Source organism: Mesonia mobilis DSM 19841, assembly GCF_000423405.1.
Lineage (GTDB): Bacteria > Bacteroidota > Bacteroidia > Flavobacteriales > Flavobacteriaceae > Mesonia > Mesonia mobilis.
Genome location: NZ_AUHX01000005.1, coordinates 54,380 through 76,842 on the forward strand (window position 1 = coordinate 54,380; position 22,463 = coordinate 76,842).

At 33.5% G+C, this 22,463-nt stretch carries 25 protein-coding genes; 9 read left to right on the forward strand and 16 right to left on the reverse strand.

Going from position 1 to position 22,463, the window contains the following annotated elements:
• Positions 1–218: 218 nt before the first annotated feature.
• The 6 genes from G551_RS0104655 to hisS form a co-directional block, all read right to left on the reverse strand.
• The gene (locus tag G551_RS0104655; protein WP_027884458.1) at positions 219–416 is read right to left on the reverse strand and encodes a hypothetical protein; all 198 of its coding nucleotides are present in this window, start codon (positions 414–416) and stop codon (positions 219–221) included.
• A 15-nt stretch (positions 417–431) separates the two neighbouring features.
• Positions 432–881 carry a JAB domain-containing protein gene (locus G551_RS0104660; protein ID WP_027884459.1) on the reverse strand — a complete coding sequence of 150 codons (450 nt, stop codon included), beginning with the start codon at positions 879–881 and terminating at the stop codon, positions 432–434.
• Between the two features lie 78 nt (positions 882–959).
• Positions 960–1,301 (reverse strand): single-stranded DNA-binding protein, encoded by a 342-nt coding sequence (locus G551_RS0104665; protein ID WP_027884033.1) that lies wholly within the window; start codon positions 1,299–1,301, stop codon positions 960–962.
• Between the two features lie 1,084 nt (positions 1,302–2,385).
• Positions 2,386–3,717: a tyrosine-type recombinase/integrase gene (locus G551_RS0104670; protein ID WP_027884460.1), complete on the reverse strand. Its 1,332-nt coding sequence runs from the start codon at positions 3,715–3,717 to the stop codon at positions 2,386–2,388.
• A gap of 286 nt (positions 3,718–4,003) precedes the next feature.
• The gene (locus G551_RS0104675) at positions 4,004–4,999 is read right to left on the reverse strand and encodes a 2-hydroxyacid dehydrogenase (protein ID WP_027884461.1); all 996 of its coding nucleotides are present in this window, start codon (positions 4,997–4,999) and stop codon (positions 4,004–4,006) included.
• A gap of 59 nt (positions 5,000–5,058) precedes the next feature.
• On the reverse strand, positions 5,059–6,429 hold the full coding sequence (gene hisS / locus G551_RS0104680; RefSeq protein WP_027884462.1) for a histidine--tRNA ligase: 1,371 nt from the start codon (positions 6,427–6,429) through the stop codon (positions 5,059–5,061).
• A 98-nt stretch (positions 6,430–6,527) separates the two neighbouring features.
• Here hisS and G551_RS0104685 point away from each other — a divergent pair, with 98 nt between their 5' ends.
• Positions 6,528–7,769: an ABC transporter permease gene (locus G551_RS0104685; protein ID WP_027884463.1), complete on the forward strand. Its 1,242-nt coding sequence runs from the start codon at positions 6,528–6,530 to the stop codon at positions 7,767–7,769.
• A 4-nt stretch (positions 7,770–7,773) separates the two neighbouring features.
• Here G551_RS0104685 and G551_RS0104690 read toward each other — a convergent pair whose 3' ends face one another.
• The 4 genes from G551_RS0104690 to rpsF all read right to left on the reverse strand — a co-directional run bounded on the left by G551_RS0104690 (position 7,774) and on the right by rpsF (position 9,428).
• Positions 7,774–8,253: a DUF6495 family protein gene (locus G551_RS0104690; protein WP_027884464.1), complete on the reverse strand. Its 480-nt coding sequence runs from the start codon at positions 8,251–8,253 to the stop codon at positions 7,774–7,776.
• A 71-nt stretch (positions 8,254–8,324) separates the two neighbouring features.
• Positions 8,325–8,774 (reverse strand): 50S ribosomal protein L9, encoded by a 450-nt coding sequence (gene rplI / locus G551_RS0104695; RefSeq protein WP_027884465.1) that lies wholly within the window; start codon positions 8,772–8,774, stop codon positions 8,325–8,327.
• Positions 8,775–8,787: 13 nt separating this feature from the next.
• Positions 8,788–9,084, reverse strand: coding sequence for a 30S ribosomal protein S18 (gene rpsR / locus G551_RS0104700; RefSeq protein WP_027884466.1), 297 nt, complete (start codon positions 9,082–9,084; stop codon positions 8,788–8,790).
• Between the two features lie 5 nt (positions 9,085–9,089).
• Positions 9,090–9,428, reverse strand: a complete 339-nt coding sequence (gene rpsF, locus G551_RS0104705) for a 30S ribosomal protein S6 (protein ID WP_027884467.1) — start codon at positions 9,426–9,428, stop codon at positions 9,090–9,092.
• Positions 9,429–9,585: 157 nt separating this feature from the next.
• On the opposite strand from rpsF, the gene G551_RS0104710 reads away from it, so the two are divergent.
• Positions 9,586–10,299, forward strand: a complete 714-nt coding sequence (locus tag G551_RS0104710) for a LytR/AlgR family response regulator transcription factor (protein ID WP_036243344.1) — start codon at positions 9,586–9,588, stop codon at positions 10,297–10,299.
• A 23-nt stretch (positions 10,300–10,322) separates the two neighbouring features.
• Here the strand turns inward: G551_RS0104710 and priA are convergent, their stop codons facing one another.
• A complete protein-coding gene (gene priA / locus G551_RS0104715; protein ID WP_027884469.1) occupies positions 10,323–12,773 on the reverse strand; it encodes a replication restart helicase PriA in 2,451 nt (816 codons plus the stop codon).
• A 134-nt stretch (positions 12,774–12,907) separates the two neighbouring features.
• On the opposite strand from priA, the gene G551_RS0104720 reads away from it, so the two are divergent.
• Positions 12,908–13,318: an OsmC family protein gene (locus tag G551_RS0104720; protein ID WP_027884470.1), complete on the forward strand. Its 411-nt coding sequence runs from the start codon at positions 12,908–12,910 to the stop codon at positions 13,316–13,318.
• A gap of 52 nt (positions 13,319–13,370) precedes the next feature.
• Here the strand turns inward: G551_RS0104720 and G551_RS0104725 are convergent, their stop codons facing one another.
• Genes G551_RS0104725 through nadC form a run of 4 tightly spaced genes read right to left on the reverse strand, consistent with a single transcriptional unit; the run spans position 13,371 to position 16,169 of the window.
• Entirely contained in the window at positions 13,371–13,793 is a 423-nt protein-coding gene (locus G551_RS0104725; RefSeq protein WP_036243348.1) for a DUF2147 domain-containing protein, read from the reverse strand.
• A gap of 5 nt (positions 13,794–13,798) precedes the next feature.
• Positions 13,799–14,362, reverse strand: a complete 564-nt coding sequence (locus tag G551_RS0104730) for a chalcone isomerase family protein (RefSeq protein ID WP_027884472.1) — start codon at positions 14,360–14,362, stop codon at positions 13,799–13,801.
• Positions 14,363–14,390: 28 nt separating this feature from the next.
• Positions 14,391–15,311, reverse strand: coding sequence for a YihY/virulence factor BrkB family protein (locus tag G551_RS0104735; RefSeq protein WP_027884473.1), 921 nt, complete (start codon positions 15,309–15,311; stop codon positions 14,391–14,393).
• Entirely contained in the window at positions 15,312–16,169 is an 858-nt protein-coding gene (gene nadC / locus G551_RS0104740; RefSeq protein ID WP_027884474.1) for a carboxylating nicotinate-nucleotide diphosphorylase, read from the reverse strand. It lies immediately after the preceding gene.
• Between the two features lie 42 nt (positions 16,170–16,211).
• Here nadC and G551_RS0104745 point away from each other — a divergent pair, with 42 nt between their 5' ends.
• The 6 genes from G551_RS0104745 (at position 16,212) to G551_RS0104770 (ending at position 21,794) form a co-directional block, all read left to right on the forward strand.
• Complete coding sequence (locus tag G551_RS0104745) at positions 16,212–17,063, forward strand: hypothetical protein (RefSeq protein WP_027884475.1); 852 nt, start codon at positions 16,212–16,214, stop codon at positions 17,061–17,063.
• The gene (gene rlmH, locus G551_RS0104750) at positions 17,063–17,536 is read left to right on the forward strand and encodes a 23S rRNA (pseudouridine(1915)-N(3))-methyltransferase RlmH (RefSeq protein ID WP_027884476.1); all 474 of its coding nucleotides are present in this window, start codon (positions 17,063–17,065) and stop codon (positions 17,534–17,536) included. The genes G551_RS0104745 and rlmH overlap by 1 nt, the downstream gene beginning before the upstream one ends.
• Before the next feature lie 62 nt (positions 17,537–17,598).
• Positions 17,599–18,171, forward strand: a complete 573-nt coding sequence (locus G551_RS0104755) for a non-canonical purine NTP diphosphatase (protein ID WP_027884477.1) — start codon at positions 17,599–17,601, stop codon at positions 18,169–18,171.
• A 75-nt stretch (positions 18,172–18,246) separates the two neighbouring features.
• Positions 18,247–20,034: a DEAD/DEAH box helicase gene (locus G551_RS0104760; RefSeq protein WP_027884478.1), complete on the forward strand. Its 1,788-nt coding sequence runs from the start codon at positions 18,247–18,249 to the stop codon at positions 20,032–20,034.
• Positions 20,035–20,110: 76 nt separating this feature from the next.
• Positions 20,111–20,884: a carboxypeptidase-like regulatory domain-containing protein gene (locus G551_RS0104765; RefSeq protein WP_027884479.1), complete on the forward strand. Its 774-nt coding sequence runs from the start codon at positions 20,111–20,113 to the stop codon at positions 20,882–20,884.
• Positions 20,885–20,930: 46 nt separating this feature from the next.
• Positions 20,931–21,794: an SdiA-regulated domain-containing protein gene (locus tag G551_RS0104770; RefSeq protein ID WP_027884480.1), complete on the forward strand. Its 864-nt coding sequence runs from the start codon at positions 20,931–20,933 to the stop codon at positions 21,792–21,794.
• On the opposite strand, the gene G551_RS0104775 is transcribed toward G551_RS0104770, so the two are convergent.
• The gene (locus G551_RS0104775; RefSeq protein WP_027884481.1) at positions 21,773–22,432 is read right to left on the reverse strand and encodes a TrmH family RNA methyltransferase; all 660 of its coding nucleotides are present in this window, start codon (positions 22,430–22,432) and stop codon (positions 21,773–21,775) included. The genes G551_RS0104770 and G551_RS0104775 overlap by 22 nt on opposite strands.
• Positions 22,433–22,463: the final 31 nt, after the last annotated feature.

The following is a 22,463-nucleotide window of genomic DNA, read 5'->3' on the forward strand; positions in this document are numbered from 1 at the left end:
TTCCTTTTCGTCCCCGTGGGGGACAAAAATTCAAACCTCCGGCAGTCACCGAAAACCACGAATTAAAACTTATTTATTTGGTCGTTCAGGAAAGTCAAATCAAAAAATAAAAGGACCAAAACTTCTATCTCCCAATGCTTTAAATATACGAATTTCAGTCTATTAAACATTAAAAAAAGCCCTCATTAAATAAGGGCTTTTTTGTTGTTATTTAGCAATTACATCTTAAATACAAAATGATAAGTATATAGGTTTCGTATGGCTTCCTCTTCTAGGAGTTGGTCATAATTCACATGGTTTTTCTGAGCATAACTCATCAATTCTTTACCATAACGTCGAAGCACTTCTTTTTTAGAAATTGAAATTAAGTGTTCCTGTGTTTCGCTATCGAGATTCGTATAATTTAAATAGATCATAAACGAAATTTTAATTTACAAAACTCCCTGATCGGCAAAACTGTAATACTCTTTTTTAGGAGTAATGATAAGATGATCAAGAACTTTGACATCCAATAACTCTCCCGCTTTGATAATCTTTTGCGTAAGCTGTCGATCAGCTTCACTAGGTTTTAAAGTACCGCTTGGGTGGTTATGTAAAAGTATGATCGCTGTAGACAAACTTTTTAATACAACGGCAAATAAGATTCTAAGATCTACTAAGGTTCCGGTAATTCCACCTTTTGAAACCTCGTAAATACCTTTGACGATATTTGAATTATTGAGCAATAGAATTTTAAAATGCTCCTGCATTTCGATATGATTTTGATCCCAATGTTCAAAAGCCAGCTTGGCAGCATCTTGCGAACATCCAATTTTAAAAGTGGTATTTATCGTTTGATTTCCGTGGTAGCTGATTTGAATTTCATTAACTTTGGTTTTCATGATACTTTTATTTTTTAAAAGGTTAACAATGAAAAAGAGGGCACAACTTTAGACGGATATGCCCTCTTTACTCTTTACTTATTCCGCAGCTTGATTTCCAAGAAATAAAATTTCCTGTACCACCACTTCGGTTACATATCTTTTTTCACCCGTTTGGGTTTCATAAGATCTGGAGGTCAATTTTCCCTGAATGGCAATTTCTTTTCCTTTACCGACATATTTTTCGATAAGATCCGCCTGATTTCCCCAGGCGATCAGGTTGTGCCATTGGGTATCCTGCACTTTCTCACCATCCTTTTGGTAATATTCATTGGTTGCCATCGATAGACGAACCGCTTTTTTACCACTGTCAAAAGTGATGGTTTCCGGGGTGTTCCCCACATTTCCGATTAATTGAACTTGATTTTTGATCGTACTCATAACATTAAAATTTAGATTCTACCATTAGGGTAGAAAGGTTAAACATTGATTTACTTATTATATCTGAAGCGTTTTCCTTTTTGATTTTTACTTCGCTTCCGATGATGTTGTTTTGAAATGATTTCATAATGCTATTTTTTTTGATTTACTTCCCATAGAGCTGTGAGCTGTTTCCTTTTTTGATGCTGATACGTTTTCAGGAATTGGAATTAGGGAAGATGTATAAAAAGGAAGAATGACTGGCTTATGCCATCTGGACTAACTTCCAATTACTGGTATTTTGCATAGTAAAAAAGGGAGGGACAGTGAGCAGCTGGGAAGTCAACAAAAACCATTGAAATTGAAAAACAACCGGAAGCGAAGTAAATGGATGAAATTGAGACTATATAAATATTTTAAAAGTAAAAATTAACATTCGTATGTATAATCAGGGGTTCAAAAAATGTGAGATCAAATCAAATTGAGCTTATTATATGTTATCCATTAATGTAAATCGCTCTTCACAATATTACTTATATATAATTATGTATTATTTTTTTCGGTATAAAGAACCGCATAAGCTTTATAAATCAGAATAAGAGTAAAAAAATTAATGCTAGCCCCTAAATTATTATTACACAAGACATCTTAAAGAATATTATTTATTATCATTTAAAGTGATGATATTATTTGAACTTAGGAAAGATTTACTCTTATCAAGAAATTTTTAAAAAAGCACACGATAAATTGTTCATCGATGATAAGATTTAATAATAAAGCATTGTGGATTGATTTTAGACTTATTCTTATAAAACCTAAAATTCTTTGTATGCGCTCTGGATAGTAATTATTACACTGATATAGAAACAGTAAAGTTAAAAAGTAATATCTTTGTAGTCTTTGAAAGTCCTTATCTAATTATTATAACAACCATTACCCCAAATCTTAATTCAAATAGCTAAGTCCTATTAAATTATAAGTTATATTATAGTATATTAGGAATATACGATATTACCAAAGATCAATAGAGATATAATTGACCATGCCGTACAAGTAATATATAGTACTCAAAGAATGAAGAAATTTTTAAACAAATTCCACCTTTTTAAAAATTTATTACTTCATCAAGTGCATCATCTGCATCTCTATGAATAAAATTGGCTTGATAATTCAAAGTAGTCTTTAAATCACTATGGCGATAGAGCTTTTGTAGCATTAAAGGATGAATACGATCACCAGCTATATTACCGAAGCTATGCCTAGCGATGTGATTAGATAAGTTTTTTTCAATCTCACATTCCTTGGCAATTTGTTTTAGGCATTTATTAAAGACCTTAGTAACACTTTTTGTTCTTATATAGATTTGTTCAGCATCATTGGCATCCGTATTTCTAAGGAACGGAAAGACATAACCTTTATTAAGTTTTTTCTCTTTTTTATAGTATTCTAAAATTTTTTTTGCTTTCGCAGGAATTTTAAGGCTGAGTGCTTTTTCATTTTTATTCATTATATAATAAAGTCGATTATCCTTAAAATCCGACCATTTTATTTTGACAACATCAGAAATACGAATCCCTGCAAAATAAAAAGAAAATAGCCATACATTATGAGTGTGCCAAATAGAACTATTTTCCTCCAACTTCAGTTTTTCTATTTTTTCAATTTCTTCTGTGCTTAATCCTATTTTATTACCAGAACCAATTCTAATTTTCTCTTTATCACCAGCAAAAGGGTAAAATTTTCGCTCAATAATTCCTTCCTTAATGGCTAAATTGAAAAGAGTTCTAATCAAAATAAGTTGATTAGTAATAGTTCTGGTTTTTTGCCCTAAGTAAGAATGACAAAATGTTTTATATTTATTAATGAAAACTTCATCAATATCCCGAAACGCTAGAACCTTACTATTTTTGAAATGATCTACACCATCTAACCAACTATATTTGTTAAGCCTTGCCTCACTAATTCGGTGCAAGCGACGCTCATTTATTGATTTAATAACGGCTGATTTACTTTTAATCCTTTTTAGATTTAAAAATTCCTCCAGGTTATAGAGAATAGATAATTCAGCTTTAGCGACGGAAAATGTTCCTCTTTCATATTTTTCCATTATACGCTCTGCGGCTAGCTCAAAAAAAGATTTTTGTCCGTAGGTTCCTTTTAATTTTTGCTTTACCTGTTTCGGGCTAACCTGATCTTTAGATTCAAAAAATATGTCATTCACTTCACTCAATTTCTTCATTAAAAAATTGTTCAACTTTTGTGAATTTGGATGGCTTCTTTTCGCTTTTCCTGCTTTTTCATCCCAATCTTTTTCGAAAACATATTGACCAATCCACTTATAATTAGTTTTGTAATTTTCAGAAATTCTCAATGCAAGAGGAATTCTTCCATCTTTTCTTATCTTATTTTTCCGCAAAACAATTTTTATATTAGACATACTCAATTAATTAGAATTACATAAATATAAATAATTAGTTTAAAAAAGGGTACAAAATGGGTACAGAATAGGTACAGAATAATTTGATTTTAACATTATTTAAATAAAACCATAAAACATATAATTAACTGATAATCATACAATTTAATATATTTTACATTGTTTTATATAGCTATTTGAGTAGGTTCATAACCCGGAGGTCCCGAGTTCAAATCTCGGTCTCGCTACAACAAAAAACCACTCTAAATTTAGAGTGGTTTTTTTATGCTTCTATTTTAAAAATCAATCAATTACTTACTACCCTATTTTCTGTTTCTTTACCAGCCTGAAAATCTAAAATATTCTGAAAAGTGACCTTGGCAATTTCCTGCAAAGCTTCTTTGGTTAAAAAACCTTGATGTGAGGTGATCAAAACATTCGGAAATGAAATTAATCTAGCGATTTGATCATCCTGAATTATATTTTCTGAAAGGTCTCTAAAAAATAAATGCTCTTCTTGCTCATAAACATCGATCCCTAAATAACCCAATTTTCCTTCTTTTAGAGCTTCGATCGCATCGCCGGTATGTATTAATGCTCCACGACTCGTATTTATAAGCATACAGCCGTTTTTAAGATTTTGTAAACTGGTAGCATCAATTAAGTATTTGGTTTCGGGAGTTAATGGGCAATGCAACGAAATAATATCTGAATTTTCCAACAAATATTCTAAATCTACATACTTTACGCCCATAGCTTTTACCGTTTCGTTTTCATATTTATCGTAAGCTAAGATCGAATCGGTGAAACCTTGCATAATTTTACAAAAAGAAGCCCCAATTTTCCCGGTGCCGATCACACCGATCGTTTTATGTTGAAGATTGAATCCTTGTAATCTTTCTAACGAAAAATTACCATCGCGTACGCGATTATAAGCTTTGTGTGTTTTTCTGTTTAATGTTAGAATAAGTGCTAAAGCGTGTTCTGCAACAGCTTGCGGAGAATACGCCGGAACACGATAAACTTTCATATTTAATTTTTCAGCAGCTTCAATATTTACGTTATTAAAACCGGCGCAACGTAAAACGATCAGCTTCACTCCTACTGCTGCTAATTGCTGAAGGGTTTCTTCCTCTAATTTATCGTTCACAAAAACGCAAACCCCATCATAACCTCTTGCAAGGGCAACGGTATCTATACTTAATGAAGCTGAAAAATATTTAAAATGAATTTCCTGCTGATCCTGATAGGTTTCAAAAAACTCTTTATCGTAAGATTTGGTACTAAAAAAGGCAATTTTCATAAGCTTAAATGAGTTTTAATCACTTAAAATTATAAAAATTGCCTTTAGAGAGTTATGATTTATCTCAGTTTCTCAATAATTTTATCGAGAGAAATAGTTTCTTGCTCACCGCTTGCCATATGTTTGATCGTATATTGTTCTGCTTCTATTTCTTGAGTTCCTGCTAAAACTACAAACGGAATATTACGACGATTGGCATGCGTCATTTGTTTTTTCATTTTTGCGCTATCTGGGTAAACTTCTGCGTTGATCCCGGCACCGCGTAAAGCTCTCACGGCTTTCATCGCGTACAACGCTTCTTTTTCACCAAAATTAATGAAAATGATCTTCGTGTTCTCTTCAACCGCTTCGGGGAAAAGATCTAATTCTTCCAGCACCAAATAAATTCGGTCTAAACCAAAAGAGATCCCAATCCCGCTCATATTTTTCAATCCAAAAATACCGGTAAGATCGTCGTAACGACCACCACCACCAATCGATCCCATTTTCACACCTTCTGGAGCAGAGATTTCAAAAATTGCTCCCGTGTAATAATTGAGTCCGCGCGCTAAGGTTACATCTAAATCTAGCGTGGCGGTTTTTAATGGCATTTCTGCAATGGCTCGTTGTATAAATTCTAATTCTTCAATTCCTTTTTTACCGATTTCTGAAGTAAAAAGAATAGATTTAAGTCCGTTGATCTTTGCTGAAAAATCTCCGTTTAATTCAAAAATAGGATCTATTTTTTCGATGGCTGCTTCAGCAATTCCTTTTTCTTTCATTTCTTTTATCACGCCATCTTTCCCGATTTTATCGAGTTTATCTAGCGCTATAGTAAAATCGATGAGCTTATCACTTTCACCGATTACTTCAGCAAAACCAGAAAGAATTTTTCGATTATTCAACTTAATCGTGACTCCGCTTAATTTTAAAGCCGTAAAAACCGAATCGTACAATTGCACAAATTCTACTTCTTGCCAAAGGCTATCGCTACCAACCACATCGGCATCACACTGGTAAAATTCTCTAAATCTTCCTTTTTGCGGACGATCGGCACGCCAAACAGGCTGAATTTGATAGCGTTTGAACGGAAATTCAACTTCATTTTGATGTTGCACCACATAACGCGCAAACGGAACGGTCAAATCATAACGAAGTGCTTTTTCTGAAATTTTTGAAGTGATCTTTAAGCTATCTTTTTCAGCATATAAATCATCTTTTACTTTACTTAAAAAATCACCACTATTCAATATTTTAAAAATAAGTCGGTCACCTTCTTCTCCATATTTCCCCATTAAGGTCGAAGAATTTTCAAAACTTGGCGTTTCGATAGGTTGAAAGCCAAAATGCTGAAATTGCTTTTTAATGGTTGAAATAATATAGTTTCTACGATTTACTTCTTCCGGAGAAAAATCTCGGGTTCCTTTTGGGATACTTGGTTTTTGTGCCATAACTTTATTTGAAAGTGCAAAGATAATTAAAGAAAATACAAATTATAAGTAACTTTTAGGCTTCTCGATAGTCTTATTAGTAATTGTAACTAAAATTTATGTTCTCACTCGCCAAAGAAAACATTCGTATTGCATTAGGTAGCATTAGGAGTCAGCTACTTAGAACAATTTTAACGGTAATCATCATCACGATCGGGATTACCGCTTTGGTAGGTATTTTAAGTGCAATTAATGCCTTAGAAAATACGATTTCTAGCGATTTTGCTTCGATGGGCGCCAATACTTTTAATTTACAACGTTACGATTTTACGCTGCAAACTCGAGGCAGCAGCGAACGTGAGATCGTTAACCCGATTATTAGTTACCGCGATGCGAAAGAATTTAAAGAAAAATACAACTTCCCGTATACACAAACTTCGATAAGTTTTACCGGAACTTCTGCTGCTGAAGTAAAATATAAAACCGAAAAAACCGACCCCGAAGTAAATGTGCTTGGCGTAAATGAAAACTTTTTGGGTAACTCTGGTCTAGAAATTGAAAGCGGAAGAAATTTCTCTTATTTTGATATTGAAAATAACGTAAATGTCTGCATTTTGGGTGCCGATTTTAAAGATGCACTTTTTAACGGAATGGATCCTGTGGGCAAGACTATTAGTGTTCGTGGTGCTAAATTTAAAGTAATTGGTATTTTAGAAAGTAAAGGTTCTACCTTTGGTAATAATGAAGATTTGCGTGTGCTTATCCCTATACAAATTGGACGTTCGCTATTTAACCAAGCTTATATAAATTACAATATTAGCGTGATGGTTGAAGATAAGCAGATGATGGATGGTGCGCAAGACGAAGCCATTCTTACTTTCAGAAATATTAGAAAACTTCAGCCTAGAGAAGATAATAACTTCGGAATTAGAAGAAGCGACAGTCTAATTAATCAAATACTAAGTATTACCGAGTATCTAAACATTGCTGCTTTTGCGATTTCTTTTGTCACGATTTTAGGTTCGTCGATCGCTTTAATGAATATTATGCTGGTTTCGGTAACCGAAAGAACTCGTGAAATTGGAGTTAGAAAAGCTTTAGGTGCTAAGAAAAACACGATTGCCTTTCAGTTTTTTGCTGAAACGATTATTATCGGGCAACTTGGTGGTATTTGCGGTATTATTTTCGGGATGTTAATTGGCTATTTAGTAGCTTCTCTGGCCGAATTAAGTTTTAGCATTCCGTGGTTAGCCATTTTTACAGCTACCGCAGTTTCTTTAGTCATTGCTATAATTTCCGGCTTATTCCCGGCTTTAAAAGCGGCAAAACAAGACCCAATTGAATCCTTAAGATACGAGTAGAAAATTATTCTTCTACTTCAATTAACTTTTCAAAATATTGAAATAATTCACCTTGCGTAATATTTGCGCCTTGTGTGATTAACGCGAAAATATCTTTGTTACGATCTTCAGAAATCACTTTAGTTGAAGTATAGATCTGTACAGATTCGTTCAACAAATTATCTTGTAACCAACGGTAACCTTCTTTGGTACGAATATCAATCGTTTCGTTTTCTACTTTTACTCCTACCAAGGTCATTTTTACTTCACCGATTCTGAACAAAAACATTTGTTGCTTTGAGAAATGCTCAAGATATCTGGCTTGGTTTAAGACACCTTCCCAAACGAGGTCACTAAAAACATCTAACTCATCTTCTGCAACTTCGGGTTTATTCTTTTTAATATCGTTCCACTCTTCTGCTGTAATTGATTGAGTGGCTAAAAAGTTAATAAATTCTTGGTGTAGCTCTTCTAGTTGTTCTTTAGTTAATCGGGTATATTTCATGATAAGCGTAATTTTTGGTTACAAAAAAACCTACCCAAATTGGGTAGGTTATGTATTTTATAAAGAAGTGATTATGCTTCTCCTACTACATCAAAAGTAAGGCTAGCAATTACTTCTCTGTGGAAACGAAGTTTTGCTTCGTATTGACCTAATCTTTTAATATTACCTCCAAAAATAGAGATATATTTTTTGTCAATATCTACACCTTCTTTAGCTAATGCTTCTCTTAAATTAGCAGAAGTAATACTTCCGAATAATTTATCTCCAGCACCGGCTTTAGCAGTAATTTTAAGGTCTAAACCATTAAGTTTTTCTGCTTGCTTTTCAGCTTCTTCGATGTGTTTTTGTTCTTTATATGCTCTTTGCTTAAGCGTTTCTTCTAGCACTTTTTTTGCTGAAGGAGTTGCTAATTCTGCAAAGCCTTGAGGGATTAAAAAGTTTCTCCCGTAACCATTTTTTACAGTTACGACATCATCTGCAAACCCTAAATTATCTACGTCTTTCTTTAATATTAATTCCATAATGTCGTTTCTTTTATTTTAATAAATCACCAACGTATGGCATTAAGGCTAAATGACGCGCACGTTTTACAGCTACAGCTACTTTTCTTTGGTATTTTAAAGAAGTTCCTGTTAATCTACGTGGCAAAATTTTACCTTGCTCGTTAACAAATGCCATTAAAAAATCTGGATCTTTGTAATCGATATACTTAATTCCTGATCTCTTAAAACGACAGTATCTTTTCTGTTTTGAAGTCTCAATGTTAAGCGGAGTTAAATATCTAATTTCTCCGTCTTTTTTTCCTTTTGCTTGTTGCTCGATAGATGACATAACTACTACGCTTTTTGGTTGTTTCGTTTAACTCTTTTCTCTGCCCAAGCCACTGCGTGCTTATCTAACTTCACAGTTAAGAATCTCATCATACGCTCGTCACGTCTAAATAATAATTCTAACTGATCGATAACTTCACCTTCTACTTGGTACTCAAATAAGTGATAAAACCCACTTTTTTTGTGCTGAATTGGATACGCTAATTTTTTTAAGCCCCAATTCTCTTTGTTAACCATCTTAGCCCCTTTCGAATCAAGAAAATCTTCGTATTTCTTAACTGTCTCCTTTACCTGGTCATCAGATAAAACGGGATTCAAGATGAAAACAGTTTCATAATGATTCATAATAAAATATTTAAATTAAATTGGCTGCAAAAATAATACTTTTTTTATATCTAACAATTATATTTACGCTTTATATTTGTAAATATAGCTTTAAGACTCTTTTAACTTGTTTTGAATAAAATTTATTCGTAAAATTGTTAATATTTTAAGTATTAAGATGACCCACAATAAATTAAGATGTATCGTAGTTGACGATTCTAGCCTACAAAGGTTATCGATAACCAAAATGGTTAAAGATCATCCTAACTTAGTATTGGTGGCAGAACATAACAACGCGTTAGATACAAAAAGAGAACTAGAAAGCTCTAAAGTAGATTTAATCTTCTTAGATATCGAAATGCCTATTCTCTCCGGGTTCGATTTACTTGATAATCTAGAAGAAAAACCAGAAATTATTTTCGTAACCGGTAAAACGCAATATGCTTTTCAAGCGTTTAATTACCAAGCTATCGATTATTTACAAAAACCGGTCACCAAAGATCGTTTTGATGTAGCTGTAAAAAAAGCCTTAGACTTTCATTTAGTTAAAAATGAAAAGCTAAATACCCTCGACGAAAATTATATCTTCATTAAAAGTAATTTAAAAAAGCATCGTCTTTATCTAGATAAAGTAAAGTATGTAGAAGCTTTTGGTGATTATGTGAAGATTGTTACGGACGGTGAAACCTATACGGTACTTTCTACAATGAAAGGTTTTGCCGATAGTTTACCAAGCGATCAATTTTTAAGAGTTCATAAATCTTTCATTGTAAATCTTTTCAGGATTAAGAACTATAGTAGTAAAATAGTTTATTTAGAAGATAAAGAAATACCATTAAGTAGAAATAGAAAGAAAGATCTAGAAGATAGTCTTGAAGGTATTGCTTCGTAATTAATTTACTTCAACTTATTATTTTAATAAGGATCTACATTTATAATCACTCTCACTTTTCGGTAATTAGCTATGGAATGATAGCTTTTAAGTACCCGATTAATGTATTCTTTTGTTTTACCGATAGAATTTTTAGGCGGAATCTTTACTACAATATTCTTGTAATATTCATTTCGAATACGAGCCACCGGCGGAAACTCTGGTCCTAAAACGTGCGGATGAAAAGCTTGCGATAAAGCTTTTGCCAACCAAGCAGAAGCTTCATTTACCAAATTATAATCTCTACTTTTTAAAGTAAGTTTAATCAAACGGTAGTATGGCGGATATTTAAAATTATAACGATCATCCATCTGCTCTTTATACATTTCAGCATAATTATTAGACGATACTTGCTGAAGTATTTGATGATACGGATTATAAGTTTGTATAAGTACTTTCCCTCGATCTTTGGTTCTCCCTGCCCTACCGGCTACTTGTAACAATAATTGAAAACTACGTTCGTGCGCCCGAAAATCTGGGAAATTTAATAAACTATCGGCATTCATTACTCCCACCAAATCTACATTTCTAAAATCTAAACCTTTGGTTAGCATTTGTGTGCCGACTAAAATATCAATCTGTTGCTGTTCAAAAGCGGTGATTATTTTTTCATAGCCATATTTTCCACGCGTGGTATCTAAATCCATTCGGGCGGTTTTATGATCGGGAAAAAGTGCTTCTAATTCGGTTTCTACCTGCTCGGTACCAAAACCTTTTGTAGTAATTTCTGAACTTCCGCAAGCAATACATTGTTGTTGCATCGCCATATGATAACCACAATAATGACAACGCAACGAATTGTTGTGTTGATGATACGTAAGACTTACATCACAATTTGGACATTGCGGAGAGTGACCACAAGTATTACATTCTAAAATAGGCGAAAAACCTCTTCTGTTCTGAAAAAGTATCACTTGCTTTCCTTCCGCAAGTGTTTCTTTCATTTCTTCTAACAAACGGTCAGAGAAATGACCGGTCATTTTACGCTTTTTGTGCTTTTCTTTAATATCTACCAGTTCTATGGCCGGCGGAAGCACATTCCCAAAACGCTTGGTTAACTTTACCAATTCATACTTATGCAATTCAGCATTATGAAAGCTTTCTAAACTCGGAGTGGCAGAACCTAACAATAATTGACTTCCGAAGAAATTTGCCAACACCACCGCAGCATCTCTCGCTTGATATCTTGGCGCAGGATCGTATTGTTTAAACGTAGCTTCGTGAGCTTCATCTACGACAATCAACCCTAAATCTTGAAAAGGTAAAAAGATCGACGATCGCGCTCCGATCACAATCTTTCCTTTCGTATTATTTAAAACGTGTTTGTAAACCTCAACTCGCTCGTTAACCGAATATTTACTGTGATAAACCAAAACTTCTTGACCAAAATATGCTTTCAATCTCCCGATAAGCTGGGTGGTCAACGCAATTTCTGGCAACAAATACAAAACTTGTTTTCCTTTAGAAATTACTTCTTCAATAAGCTTGATGTAAATTTCTGTTTTCCCGGAAGAAGTAACACCGTGTAACAACGTGACTTGGTTATTTTCGAAATGTTTTTTTATTTCTGAATAAGCTTGTTCCTGTTCATTATTAAAATGAAGTTGAATATCGTTTACTTCTCCTTCATAATTTACGCGATCTTTTTGAAGTGTATATTCTTCTAAAACTCCTTTTGTAACTAAAGATTTGATGGAAGATGCCGAAGCGCCACTTTCTTTCGCTAATTGCTTTTTTTCAATAGGCTTTTTCAGCTTTGCTTGTAAAGAAAATAGCTGAAGAATAAGTTCTCGCTGTTTGGGAGCATTACTTAATTCTTCTAAAAGTGTATTTAGTTTTTGTTCTGACTGATAATTGTTAGCTAACCGAACATATTTAATAAGTTTAGGCTTGTATTGCTTATAAAGTTCTTGATTAACGATAATCGCATTCTTAGCCACCAAACTATTTAAAACAGGAAGTACCGTTTTCTTTTCTAGAATCTGCATCACTTCTTGTATCTTCAACAAAGATTGGTTTTGCAATGCTTCAACAATTAGAAACTCTTGATCGTTTAATTGATCTTCATCAAACTCTCCTTTTTTATTAAGTTCAACAACAGTTTCACTTTCTAATAAAAAGGCACTTGGTAAAGCAGCTTTCATCACTTCGCCTTCAGCACACATATAATAGGATGCGATCCAAGCCCAAAATTTTAATTGATGCGTTGTGACCGTGGGTTTTTCATCTAAAATTTCTTCAATAAGTTTCGCTTCATATTGTTGCGGTTCTTCTTGATGAATTTTAGCAACCACTCCGGTATACACTTTAGATTTACCAAATGGTACTGCAACACGCATTCCTATTTTTAACGCATCGATGTCTTCTTCTGCCACTTGGTAGGTAAACAGACGATCTAACGGAAGTGGTAAAATTACGTTCGCAAATACTGGCATTGGTTAACTAAATTTCTATTACAAAAATAGTTTTCTTTAGCAGAGCGTCAAGTTATTTTAAAACTGAATTCGTTAAGCTTTTAATAATAGTTTTTTTGACTGCGGAAGTCTAATTAATTTTAAAAGAAAAAATTATGATTAGAAAAGCAACAGCCGTTTGGCAAGGAACTTTAAAAGAAGGAAAAGGAAATTTATCTACCGAAAGTGAAATTTTAGATGAAACACAATATTCTTATAAAACCCGTTTTGAAAACGGAAACGGTACCAATCCTGAAGAATTAATTGGCGCAGCGCATTCTGGGTGTTTTACGATGCAACTTTCTGCTTTTTTAGCAGAACAAGATTTTCCTGCTGAAAAACTCGAAACTAAATCTGAAGTTACTTTTGAAGACGGCGCAATTAGCAAATCTCATTTAATATTAACCGCTAAAGTGCCTAATATTTCTGAAGAAAAATTTAAAGAAATCGCTACGAAAGCAAAAGAAAGCTGCCCGGTTTCAAAATTATTAGACACTGAAATTACGTTAGATTATACGTTGAATTAATTTTCAGCAGAAAAGAAAAGAAAAAGTCCGGCAAAATTGCCGGACTTTTTTGTTATTCGTAACGTTGCCATTGTACGGTTTTATAGAAAATACCCACATAACCTCTCACATTTAAAAGGTCGGGATTATCTTCATCTAACCACATTTTAGACTTATATATTTTCCCATCATCGGGATTCATAATCGTGCCGTCTACATATTCTTCGCCATCTTTATGAAAATGCTTCATTAAAATTAAGCCTTCTATTTGCTTGTTTTTGTCTTCACCTTTACATTTAGTGCAAAGTTTATCGCGCTTGGCTTCATTTAAAATTCGAATTACCTGTCCGTAAACTTCTCCATCTTCTTCATAGATCTTTACGATCGACCTGGCTTCGCCGGTTTCTTCTTTGATAATTTTCCATTTACCAATCACTTCCTGACTTTGCATTAATGCAGGAAAACACAACAATAAAATTAAGGCTTTAAAATTCATATAAATTAGTCTAAACCAAGCATTGCTTCTTTTAAATCGTCGTCTGCAGGATCGTTAGACAACCAAATACCAAAAAGTGCTTTTTTAAAATCCATTCCTTCAATAGTACCTTTTTCTTTTCCGTTTTTATAAGCAACTACGCCTTTACCCGGTTGATAAGTAATATCGAACACATCACCTTTAGATATTTCTTCTTTAAAGAAACCGATAAATTTTTTAATTCTACTATCTAATGCTGAAGTATTTCCGTTGGTAGCGTTTTCAAAACCTTCTTCAACTGCTTCGATCATTTTATCGCTACTAATTAATTTTGAAACTATTTGAAGTTTTACAGCCATCGCTTCATCTGCATTCATCACTTGATCTGCATCTTTAGATGAAGTTGTTAAGTATAAACCTCCGGCATAAAGATCGATCCAAAGTTTTTCTCGAACTCCGGCACCATTCAATTTAACGGTGTATTCACCGTAAGTTTCAGAAGCAGGTAAAGTGACTCCGCCTACTTTTTTTTGCGCGTAACTCGCAGTTACTACACAGAAAATCATAACAATTCCCAGTATTTTTTTCATAATTGATAATATTTAGACCCTTAAATTATTAAAAATTTTGTTTCAAACGGTTAATTGATGCATTTAATTCAAAACCTAATAACAAAATATTAGCATTTATCCAGATGTAAACCATCAAAATCAATAAAGCTCCAATAGAACCGTAAAGTTTATTATACGTACTAAAGTTTTCAATATAAATCGAAAACAAGAACGTGGTGAGCATAATAAGAAGCGTGGTAAAGAAAGCTCCCACAGAAAAATAGCGAGAATTTTTTCCTTCTTTGGTCCCAAAGTAATACAAGGTAGCTACTGCATTGTAAATTAAAAGCACGAAAACCAAGTATCTTCCTATTTGCGCCCAATATAAGTTATCAGAAAATATGCCAATTGCTTTAAGATCTTCAATTATATACGTTAAATATACAAAAGCAATGACCGAAAAAAGCAACATTAGCGCAATAATGATCGAGGTTCCCAAGGCAACCAAATATTGTCTTATTATAGAACGATTAATCGTGGTATGATACGAAAATTCGAAACCGGTGAAGATCGCATTGATCCCATTGGTCATTAAAAAAATAGACAAAATAAAGGTTATGGAGAGTAAGCCACCTCTCGGGTTATTTACAATGTCGGCAAAAATCTCATTAAAAAATTCTGAAGTCTGCGGTGGTAAAAGCGTATCCATAAAGGCTAATACTTCTAACTGAAAATCGTCGATAAACCACACGTACGGAATTAAATTCAGAATAAACAACAAAAAAGGAAAGATGGCCATAAAAAAGCTAAAAGCGATCGATCCTGCTCTTGTAGAAAAAGTACCTTTTATGATCCCAACGGAATAAATTTCCCACAGGTCGTACAAAGACAAACCTTCTAAACCGGGTAAGATAATTTTCTTAGCTTGTTTAATTAACCAGCTAAGACCGGGGATTTTTTTAAGTTCTTTTTCTACCTCTTCAGACATTTATACTGCCTTTAAGCTCAAATCTAAATTGTAAACCGAATGTGTTAGCGCTCCGCTAGAAATAAAATCTACACCGCAATTGGCATAATGTTTAGCTGTTTCTAGCGTAATACCACCACTCGATTCTGTTTGGCATTTACCATTAATCATTTTTACAGCTTTTCTGGTGTCTTCGTAGTTAAAGTTATCGATTAAAATGCGATGCACGCCAGAATTACTCAAAATTTCTTCAATTTCATCTAAATTTCTGGCTTCAACAATAATTTTAAGATCTAGATCTTTTTCTTTTAAATACTGCTTTGTTTTATCGATCGCTTTTGTAATTCCGCCGGCAAAATCGATATGGTTGTCTTTTAGCATAATCATATCGTACAAAGCAAAACGATGATTTTCACCTCCGCCAATTTTTACCGCCCATTTTTCTAAGGCTCGCAAACCGGGAGTGGTTTTACGGGTATCTAGAATTTTGGTGTTAGTGCCTTTTAAAATCTTAGCAAATTCGTGAGTTTTAGTTGCGATCGCACTCATACGCTGCATTGCGTTTAAGACCAAACGTTCTGCTTTTAGAATAGATTGACTATTACCCGAAACATAAAGGGCAACATCACCATTGACAATTTGCTCACCATCGTCTATAAATTTTTCAACAATTAGATTTTTATCTACATATTGAAATACTTGATATGCAAAGTTTACTCCGGCTAAAATACCATTATCTTTCACCAATAACTTGGCTTTACCAGAAGCGTGAGCAGGAATACAAGCTAATGAACTATGGTCGCCATCGCCAACATCTTCACGAATGGCATTTTTTATTATAAGATCTACTTCTTTTTGAAATTGTTCTTGAGTAATCATATATTTTCTATTTTAGTAATGCTAAATTATTCTTAACATCTTATGACAAAATCATTAAATCCTCTATTAACCTTCTTATTTTTATTTATTCTAACTCATCAATTAACAGCTCAAGAAGAGTTTTACTTTGATGAAGCCTCTAACCAAATTAATAAAGCTGAATTTGAAAAAAAATGTAATTCTAACTATATATACAAATGTATATCTTATCCTACAGACACTTTAGTTGTAAATAAAGTTTTTTTTAAGTATCAATTTGGCAAACTGAATGTTGAGGAATTTCAACAAATTCGAAAATTACTTATAAAAGACGGTGAATATAAAATTGGAGAAAATGATATCATCATAATTAAAAAAATTGATAGTTTATGGAATTACAATAGAGAGGTTAAACTTCATAAAATTCACGAAAAAAAATATAAAGAATATAAGGCTATAAATGATAGTTTAGGCTATGAAAAACACCATTTTCACGAACATGACTTCAATAAAGAAATTTTTGAAAAAAATTTGAATTCTTGGATTAAACAAAACCAAAAATGTATTGATAAGTTTGAACGAAAATTTAATACAAAAGTAATTTTTTTACATGAAGATAATATAAATTTTGAAAATGTTTATGACGATTTTTCTTGGGTTAAAGATAGAGGTGTTATTAAACGATTATTTTTTAAAAGTAATAACGTACATGATTTACTAATTATAAAACCCGATGGAGAATATTTTTTATCTGGATCACATTTTATAGATAGATATTTAAAAAAACTACTTAGTCATAAAGATTGGAGTAAATTTAAAGAAGATTTTCAAAAATCTTTAGATCCCAAAAATCCCGACGGCAAAGGAATATTCAAAAGAGATAAGAGTTATTATCATAAAAAGCACTGTTTCTAATGACCATCAAATTACTCGCTGTAGGCAAAACCGACGATAAAGACCTTCAAAAACTTATAGACCAATATGTTAAACGCTTAAAACACTATGGTAAGTTTAAAATTGAAATTATTCCGGATATAAAAAAGTCGAAAAAAATGGACGAAAACCTTCAGAAACAAAAAGAAGGTGAACTTATTTTAGCTAAAACACAAGCTTCAGACATTTTGGTTTTATTAGATGAAAATGGTAAAAATTTCTCTTCGGTAGGTTTTTCTACTTGGTTGCAAAAACAGATGAATACCGGTATGAAGCAACTTATCTTTGTAATTGGCGGTCCGTATGGTTTTTCAGATGAAGTTTACCAACGTGCTAACCAGAAAATATCCCTATCTAAAATGACATTTTCTCATCAAATGGTTCGACTATTTTTCACGGAACAAATCTACCGAGCGTTTACCATTTTAAAGAATGAACCTTACCACCATCAATAATTTATGAAAGTTCTTCTCGCTACAAGAAAACTTTTATAAATTTCAATCTTAAAAATTAACCTATGAAATTAGTCTTTGCCACTCACAATAAAAATAAGTTTAAAGAAATTGAAAGCTTATTGCCCAATTACATTCAGTTACTTTCGCTAGACGATATTGGTTGCACCGAAGATATTGAAGAAACCGGAACCACAATCGACGAAAATGCGATCATCAAAGCAAAATATGTAAAGCTTAATTACGATTACGATTGTTTTGCCGACGATACCGGTTTAGAAGTAGATGAATTAGGTGGCGAGCCCGGAGTTTACTCTGCACGTTATGCGGGTGAAGAAAAAGATAGCGATGCTAATATGAATAAACTTCTTAAAAACCTCGAAGGAAAAGAAAACAGAAGAGCTCGTTTTAAAACCGTGATCGCACTAACGCTAAATGGTAAAGAAACCTTATTTACCGGTATCTGCGAAGGTAATATTATTGAAAAGAAAAAAGGCGACGAAGGTTTTGGTTACGACCCCATTTTTCAGCCAGATGGTTATGAGCAAACTTTTGCACAAATGAGCCTTTCAGAAAAAAGTACGATTAGTCATCGTGCACGTGCATTTACCCAACTCACTGATTATCTTTCAGAATAAAAAAATTAATACTTAAGTATTTATCGCATAAGCTGTAAAGGATTGATTACCTTTGCAGCTTATTTTATTTTTAATATGAACAAATTTGAACAATTAGGCTTACAAGCCGAAATCGTGAATGCCGTAAATGATATGGGGTTTGAAGCTCCTAGTGAAGTACAAGCGCAAGCGATACCTATTTTATTGGACCAAGAGACAGATCTTGTTGCCTTGGCCCAAACCGGAACCGGAAAAACCGCTGCTTTTGGTTTTCCGTTAATCCAAAAGATTAATGTTGATAGTAAACAAACACAAGGTTTAATCTTATCTCCTACCCGAGAACTTTGTTTACAAATTGCAAACGAACTTAAAAACTATTCTAAATACTTAAAGCAGTTAAATGTAGTAGCCATTTATGGTGGTGCAAGTATTTCTGAACAAGAAAAGCAAATAAAAAGAGGAGCGCAGATTATTGTAGCAACTCCCGGCCGTATGAAAGATATGGTCGGCCGCAGAATGATCGATATTTCTGAAATTGATTATTGTGTGTTAGATGAAGCCGATGAAATGTTGAATATGGGCTTCTACGAAGACATTACCGATATTTTATCGCACACGCCAAAAGAAAAGAAAACTTGGTTGTTTAGTGCTACGATGCCTAAAGAAGTGGCAAGTATCGCTAAAAAGTTTATGTCGAACCCTGTAGAAATTACAGTTGGTTCTAAAAATGAAGGTTCTAAAAACGTTTCTCACGAATACTATATTAGTCCCGGGAGAGATCGTTATCAAGCTTTAAAACGTTTAGCAGATGCTAATCCAGATATTTTCTCGGTTATTTTCTGTAGAACAAAACGTGATACACAAAAGGTTGCTGAAAAATTAATTGAAGATGGTTACAGCGCAGCTGCAATTCACGGAGATTTGAGCCAGAACCAACGTGATTTGGTAATGAAGAGTTTTAGATCTCGCCAAATACAAATGTTGGTCGCTACAGATGTTGCGGCCCGTGGTATCGATGTAGATGATATTACACACGTAATTAACTACCAATTACCAGACGAAATTGAAACATATACGCACCGAAGCGGTCGTACCGGTCGTGCAGGAAAAAGTGGAGTTTCGATGGTGATCGTTTCTAAAAGCGAGGTTAGAAAAATTCGTAGTATCGAGAAGATCATTAAACAATCTTTCGAGCAGAAAGATATTCCGAGCGGAGAAGAGATCTGCCAAGTGCAACTTTTTCATTTAGCAAACGATATTAAAGAAACTAAAATTAATCACGAGATCGATCAATTTCTTCCGCAGTTAGAAGAAATTCTAGAAGATTTTAGTAAAGAAGAATTAATTAAAAAATTCTTCTCGGTTGAGTTTACACGTTTCTTCAACTACTACAAAGATGCTACAGATCTTAATGCCAAAGCACAGAACGATAGTTTTGATGATGGTGGTAATTCTACTCGCTATTTTATAAATGTAGGAGCAAAAGATGGTTTTGATTGGATGTCGTTAAAAGACTTCTTAAAAGAACATTTAGACTTAGGTAGAGACGGTGTTTCTAGAGTAGATGTAAAAGATAGTTTCTCGTTCTTCAACACAGATACTAGCGAACGTGAAAAAGTATTAGCTGCTTTTGAAAATTATCAGCACGATGGTCGGTCTATAAATGTAGAGATTACTAAAAATAGTGATGGTAGAAGTCGCGGTCGTGGCAGAAAACGCGGTGGCGGTAATAAAGGCGGTGGTCGCAGAAGTAAAGCTTTTTCTAATAAAAATTCTGGTGGCGGTAGAAGATCATCTCGAAGAAGTAGCTCAGATAATAGCAGCGGTGGAAGAAGATCGAACATCAAAAGCTCTATTAACCGTAGAAAAAAGAAAAAATCTTAAAATTGGTGTAATTTTTGAAAATTAGTTAGGTCTTTTGATTAAATAATTTTTATTTTCCTTTTTCAAGAATTTAATGATGCAAAAAATTTTCTTCTATACCCTATTTTTATGTTTCGGTTTTGCCACTTTTGGTCAAGAAACAGATTCTACTTTATATGTAAAGGGTAGAGTTTTAAATGCCGCAGACGATCTGCCATTAGAAGATGTAAACATCGTTAACCTTAACGAAGTTATTGGTACAGTTACCAACGATAAGGGAGAATTTAAAATTAAAGCAGCCATTAACGATACGTTGTTCTTCTCTTACCTCGGCTACAAATCGATCGAGGTAAGAGTAACCAACGACTGGAAGAAGTTTGGTGAAGTAAAAATTAAAATGACCGAGATCGGTATTGCTTTAGAAGAAGTAACCGTAAAACCATTAAAACTTACCGGTTACCTAGAGATCGACGCCAAAAACATCCCTATATACGAGAATAATCGTTACAGTATTTCAGGACTTAATTATGGTTATGAAGCCGGTGACAGCCAACCCGGAGCTTTTACCCGAGCGATGGAATCTATTTTTAATCCGGTTGATTTTCTCTACAATGTCTTTGGTAAAAAACCAAAACAAATGCGCAAACTGCGCAAAATGAAAGAAGATGATGAAATTAGAAATCTTCTCGCAAAAAAATTCAACCGAGAGACTTTAGCGGCTTTATTACAAGTTACCCGTGTAGATATTGATGAAATTTTGCGCAACTGTAACTATTCAGAAAGTTTTATAAAATCTGCAAACGATCTTCAAATACTTGATGCGATTAGCGGCTGTTACGAAGAGTATCGAGTTTTAAAGAAGAAAAATTAAATTTCGGTATAAACTTTGAGCCCTTCATTATAAAAAAAGTAACGTAATGAAAAAGTTGAGTTTAATTCTATTATTTTTCCTTTCAACCTTAACCTACGCTCAAGAAAATACGCTTAAAACTTTAGCGCACTTACCCGAACATTTACAAGAAATTAGCGGAATTGAGATTTTAGAAGGTTCTCCCCTAATTTGGGCTATTAATGATTCCGGAAATTCTAGTGTGGTTTACGGCTTTACTACTGACGGAGAAATTGTAAAAGAAGTTGAAATTGAAGACGTGCATAATATCGATTGGGAAGATCTGGCCATCGATAAGAAAGGAACTTTATACATAGGTGATTTTGGTAATAATGAGAGTGATCGTGAAGATCTAGCCATTTACATTGTAAAAGATTTCTTAGATCAAGGGGAAAAAGCTCAAGCAGAAAAAATAGAATTCTCTTTTGAAGACCAAGAGAATTTTCCTGCAAAAAAAGATAATAGAAATTTTGGTTCAGAAGCATTTATGTATAAAGACGGCAATTTATACTTATTTACAAAAAACAGAAGTAAAAACCCCGATGGTACTGTAAATTTATATCAAATTCCTGCTAAAGCCGGTAAATACAAAGCAAAGAAAATTGGTAGTTATCAAACTTGTGATTCCGGTAGTCACGAATGCTGGATCACTGCGGCAAGCATTTCTGAAGATGAAAAAAGCATCGTCTTACTTAGCGAAAAATATGTTTGGAAGTTAACCGATTTTACGACTAACAATTTCTTCAACGGAAAAATTGCGCAGTACGAATTACCCGGAAAATCTACTCAGAAAGAAAGTATTTGTTTTAAGGATAAAAACACGGTTTACATTGCAGATGAGCAAGAAAGTAAGAAAAAAGGAAGAAATCTTTATGAGTTTTCTTTAAAGTAACGTTCAATTATTTGGTCGCTACTTTTTATACAACTGGTCGCCCAATTCATCCTGGTATCAAATCTTTCATCATCAGATAAGCGCCAATCAATTTCACTTCGTTTAAGTCGAGAGGTTAGATTTTGAAGAATGATCGCTGCGGAAACCGAAATATTCAAACTTTCTGTAAAACCAACCATAGGTATTTTAAGAAATCCGTCTGCTCTTTGCATCAACTCATCGCTAAGACCTTGTTTTTCTGTTCCGAAGAAAATAGCAGAAGGTCGAGAAATATCAAAATCATCAAGCAAACAAGCATCATTATGCGGAGTTGTCGCTATAATTTGGTAACCTTTTTCTTTCAAGCTATTTACAGAATCTTCTACGGTGTGGTAACGATTTACATTTACCCACTTTTGCGCACCCATTGCAATTTCACGATCGATCTTACGTACATTTCTTTCTTCGGTAATATGCACATTTTGCACACCAAAAACATCACAACTTCTAATCACCGCGCTTGTATTATGAAGTTGATAAACATCTTCTGTCGCAACGGTAAAATGATTTGTTCTCTCTGCTAATACTTTATCAAATAAAGCTATTCTTCTGGGAGTTAAATAACTTTCTAAATACGTTAAAAGTGCTTGATCTCTCATAGTGCTAAAAATAAAAAAACCCGACAAACAT

Coding starts and splice junctions, on each gene's coding strand:
- G551_RS0104655 (WP_027884458.1), bottom strand. CDS start 416: ATGATCTATTTAAATTATACGAATCTCGATAGCGAAACACAGGAACAC.
- G551_RS0104660 (WP_027884459.1), bottom strand. CDS start 881: ATGAAAACCAAAGTTAATGAAATTCAAATCAGCTACCACGGAAATCAA.
- G551_RS0104665 (WP_027884033.1), bottom strand. CDS start 1,301: ATGAGTACGATCAAAAATCAAGTTCAATTAATCGGAAATGTGGGGAAC.
- G551_RS0104670 (WP_027884460.1), bottom strand. CDS start 3,717: ATGTCTAATATAAAAATTGTTTTGCGGAAAAATAAGATAAGAAAAGAT.
- G551_RS0104675 (WP_027884461.1), bottom strand. CDS start 4,999: ATGAAAATTGCCTTTTTTAGTACCAAATCTTACGATAAAGAGTTTTTT.
- hisS (WP_027884462.1), bottom strand. CDS start 6,429: ATGGCACAAAAACCAAGTATCCCAAAAGGAACCCGAGATTTTTCTCCG.
- G551_RS0104685 (WP_027884463.1), top strand. CDS start 6,528: ATGTTCTCACTCGCCAAAGAAAACATTCGTATTGCATTAGGTAGCATT.
- G551_RS0104690 (WP_027884464.1), bottom strand. CDS start 8,253: ATGAAATATACCCGATTAACTAAAGAACAACTAGAAGAGCTACACCAA.
- rplI (WP_027884465.1), bottom strand. CDS start 8,774: ATGGAATTAATATTAAAGAAAGACGTAGATAATTTAGGGTTTGCAGAT.
- rpsR (WP_027884466.1), bottom strand. CDS start 9,084: ATGTCATCTATCGAGCAACAAGCAAAAGGAAAAAAAGACGGAGAAATT.
- rpsF (WP_027884467.1), bottom strand. CDS start 9,428: ATGAATCATTATGAAACTGTTTTCATCTTGAATCCCGTTTTATCTGAT.
- G551_RS0104710 (WP_036243344.1), top strand. CDS start 9,586: ATGACCCACAATAAATTAAGATGTATCGTAGTTGACGATTCTAGCCTA.
- priA (WP_027884469.1), bottom strand. CDS start 12,773: ATGCCAGTATTTGCGAACGTAATTTTACCACTTCCGTTAGATCGTCTG.
- G551_RS0104720 (WP_027884470.1), top strand. CDS start 12,908: ATGATTAGAAAAGCAACAGCCGTTTGGCAAGGAACTTTAAAAGAAGGA.
- G551_RS0104725 (WP_036243348.1), bottom strand. CDS start 13,793: ATGAATTTTAAAGCCTTAATTTTATTGTTGTGTTTTCCTGCATTAATG.
- G551_RS0104730 (WP_027884472.1), bottom strand. CDS start 14,362: ATGAAAAAAATACTGGGAATTGTTATGATTTTCTGTGTAGTAACTGCG.
- G551_RS0104735 (WP_027884473.1), bottom strand. CDS start 15,311: ATGTCTGAAGAGGTAGAAAAAGAACTTAAAAAAATCCCCGGTCTTAGC.
- nadC (WP_027884474.1), bottom strand. CDS start 16,169: ATGATTACTCAAGAACAATTTCAAAAAGAAGTAGATCTTATAATAAAA.
- G551_RS0104745 (WP_027884475.1), top strand. CDS start 16,212: ATGACAAAATCATTAAATCCTCTATTAACCTTCTTATTTTTATTTATT.
- rlmH (WP_027884476.1), top strand. CDS start 17,063: ATGACCATCAAATTACTCGCTGTAGGCAAAACCGACGATAAAGACCTT.
- G551_RS0104755 (WP_027884477.1), top strand. CDS start 17,599: ATGAAATTAGTCTTTGCCACTCACAATAAAAATAAGTTTAAAGAAATT.
- G551_RS0104760 (WP_027884478.1), top strand. CDS start 18,247: ATGAACAAATTTGAACAATTAGGCTTACAAGCCGAAATCGTGAATGCC.
- G551_RS0104765 (WP_027884479.1), top strand. CDS start 20,111: ATGCAAAAAATTTTCTTCTATACCCTATTTTTATGTTTCGGTTTTGCC.
- G551_RS0104770 (WP_027884480.1), top strand. CDS start 20,931: ATGAAAAAGTTGAGTTTAATTCTATTATTTTTCCTTTCAACCTTAACC.
- G551_RS0104775 (WP_027884481.1), bottom strand. CDS start 22,432: ATGAGAGATCAAGCACTTTTAACGTATTTAGAAAGTTATTTAACTCCC.